We start from the raw sequence: 2,967 nt of genomic DNA, 5'->3' as shown, positions 1-2,967 counted from the left end.
TCCTTTGCAAAGAATTTGTTGAAGTACACGGTGGTAAAATATGGGTAGAAAGTGAGCCGGGAAAGGGAAGCGATTTTCATTTTACAATGCCGTTGTGAAAGCGGGCATTTCTGCTGGACACCCGACAAGCTTACCCACCTTCCAAAAGTTCAAAATTTGGCTTCTGGGGAGCTTGATTATTTGGAATTGTTCTAAACAAAGGGGTTTCAGGGATTTTGATAACATCCATCCAGGATCGATCTTTACCAGGTGGAAATTTGCATTTTGTTAAAATTCATAAAAGTTGAGGAAAATTCAATTGGTTTTAATATATTTGTCTATGAAGAATTTTTTGAAAAAATGTAAAAACTTGGGTTATTCTTTACGTTTATATTAATACATATAGTTTAAATAATAAGGTGAGTTATGAAGGCAAGGCAAAGTCGATATGCCAAGGAACTCTTTAAAGATGAATCTAGAGGGAGGAAAATATTAAGAAAAATCCGGCGAGATTCTTCTAATGGCAAATATGTTCCAAAACAAATTTCAGTTGAAGATAGCAAAAATATTCGAGTTAAAGAATTATAATGAATTTTGCATTTGTAACAATTCTGCTTTTATTAATTTCACTACCCGGCTATGTTTTAAGAAGGAGTTATTTTACTGCCAGATTTTCAATAAGATTCATACCCTTAAATATAGTAAATGAACTGATCTGGTCTTTCTTTCCTGCTATACTTATACATGGTATTGCAATACTTATAATTGAAAAAAATTTCAATTTATTCATCCATTTGAAATATATAGGTTACTTACTAACCGGGGGAAGCAATTCAAATGTAACAGATTTGATTTTTGAAAATATACATTCAAATTTATCGAATATCTTAATCTATTTTATAAGTTTATTGGCATTTGTCATTCTTTTAGGTAATCTATCTCGTATAGTCGTTAGAAAGCTAAGCCTTGATATTTATTTTCCTGCATTAAGATTCCCTAATACTTGGCATTATTTATTTACAGGTGAATATCTTGACATTGAAACAAAGCCAGGTGCTCATAAAGATATAGATTTTATTTTTGTTGATGTACTTATGAATATAGGTGAAGGAAACGTAATATATTCAGGGATTCTTGAAAATTATTATTTATCAAAAAAGAGTGGAGGACTGGAAAGAATTATAATAAAATACCCATCAAAGAAAACCTTTTCCACTAAAGGGGATACAGAAGATAGAGATATTCCAGGGAATTATCTTATAATACCTTATGATAAGATTAACAACATGAATGTTCAATACTATGATCTTATGGAGGAAGAGAACAATTCAGAAAACGTAGAAACCGCCCCTGAATTTGCAGAAGAATAAAAATGTATATATTCCTGCTTAACTTATTTTATTCATAAAATTCAATGAGAATTAAAAAAAGGATTTCAGAAATACTTCCAAAACCCTTTCATACTTTTTTGGCCCTATTAGTGCCCCTTTGTTTTGTTTTCCTTGATTTGCCAGCCTTTCCAGCAAACCAAAGTACCCAGGGCGGGACTTGAACCCGCACAGCCATTGTATGGCCATTGGATTTTAAGTCCAACGCGTCTACCAGTTCCGCCACCTGGGCACAAAAATGAGCGAGAAACGGGACTCGAACCCGCGACCCCAACCTTGGCAAGGTTGTGCTCTACCAACTGAGCTATTCTCGCTTATATCACTCATTTGTTTGTAACGAAAGAACGCTGCCAGTGTTGTTTAGCGAATGCAAATATATATAATTTTTTAATTCTGCAAAAAGGAAAATATTTTTTTGTTTTTGAACTGAAAAAAGCGGGACTTCCTCTTAAAACCTGTATTCCTGACCGGTCAGAACCTGTTTGATACCAAATTCCCTGTACATTTTTGCCAGAGCCGGCAAAGCTGTGCAATGCGAGGGATAAAGTAAGTCGATCCTCTCCTCTTTCAAAAAGTCAATCGTTCTGTCAAGCACCACATCGTCCTTTCTCAGATGAAAACCTCCGATAACCGCATGAATATGATCCTCTCCCGTTATCTTTTTGGCATAATTGATGATGTTACATATTCCTGAATGCGAACAACCGGTAATGATCACAACACCCTTTTCTGTAGTCACAACCACGGCTGAATCGTCGGGTATAAAATCCTCATTCCCCTTTGCATCCACCGAAGAAGAAGCTTTTGCCTCGAAGTCATTCAAACGGGGGATTTCTCCAAGAAACAGGTGATCATACATCACTTCAAGAGGTTCCCGGGTAAACTGAAGCGTGAACTTTTCAGCAGCTTCATCCTGGGTTAAAGGCAGTCCGTTGTAGTGGCAGTTAACCCTGTTGTACCTTTCTGTAAAGCTAGCAGGATGGGTAATCAACTTCTTGTCTGAAAAGTATTCCAAACCGTTACCATGGTCCCAGTGACCGTGCGTCAGTACGATGGTATCCACCGCATCCTCCAGATCAATACCCAATACTTTTGCATTTCGCAGGGCAATATCAGAAGGCCCCGGATCGAAAAGATAGCTTCCCTCCTGCCCTTCTACCAGAAAAGAAAGCCCGTACTCCGCCGCAGTGCGCTTACCTGCTGTATTATCGTTCAGAATGGTTATCTTAAATCCCATAACTTTCTCGTTTTCTTGTTTCTTGTTGCTTGTTGCTTGTCTGGAGTCTCGCGTCTCGGGTCTCGGGTTCCTGTAGCAAGGTTCTCACCATTCAATACTACGTTTTTCGTCCTCCCGCCTTCTCGCCTTATCTTTTGTCTCGCGTCCCGTGTTCCCATGCAAACCGCTCTGCCTTTGATATAGCCTTAGACTCCGGCCGGGCCAGCATTACTTGTCTTTACCGCAATGCTGGTGCAGCACCAACAAGCACGAAAATTAATGCCCCGGCGTTCCACGCTTTCGAAGCTCAATACTATACCTTCAGCAGTCACTGTTTACGCTTCATGCTGCCATTTCTGACAACTATGCAAAACTCGCTTCCGG

The 2,967-nt window shown here is 38.6% G+C and carries 3 protein-coding genes and 2 tRNA genes; 2 read left to right on the top strand and 3 right to left on the bottom strand.

All coding sequences use genetic code 11. The annotated features are described in order from the left end of the window. Window positions 1–98, top strand: a 98-nt coding sequence (locus tag KGY70_20150; GenBank protein MBS3777516.1) for a sensor histidine kinase, incomplete at its 5' end; no start/stop codon positions are given. A 468-nt stretch (window positions 99–566) separates the two neighbouring features. Further along, window positions 567–1,349 (top strand): hypothetical protein, encoded by a 783-nt coding sequence (locus KGY70_20145; protein ID MBS3777515.1) that lies wholly within the window; start codon window positions 567–569, stop codon window positions 1,347–1,349. A 163-nt stretch (window positions 1,350–1,512) separates the two neighbouring features. Here the strand turns inward: KGY70_20145 and KGY70_20140 are convergent. From KGY70_20140 to KGY70_20130, 3 genes are all read right to left on the bottom strand, one after another. After that, window positions 1,513–1,599, bottom strand: a tRNA-Leu gene (locus KGY70_20140). Between the two features lie 9 nt (window positions 1,600–1,608). Next, window positions 1,609–1,681: transfer RNA gene (locus KGY70_20135), tRNA-Gly, on the bottom strand. Window positions 1,682–1,815: 134 nt separating this feature from the next. Next, window positions 1,816–2,604, bottom strand: coding sequence for an MBL fold metallo-hydrolase (locus tag KGY70_20130; GenBank protein MBS3777514.1), 789 nt, complete (start codon window positions 2,602–2,604; stop codon window positions 1,816–1,818). Between the last annotated feature and the right edge of the window lie 363 nt (window positions 2,605–2,967).

Source organism: Bacteroidales bacterium (assembly GCA_018334875.1).
Lineage (GTDB): Bacteria > Bacteroidota > Bacteroidia > Bacteroidales > UBA12077 > JAGXLC01.
This window is presented reverse-complemented; position numbering and strand designations above follow the sequence as displayed.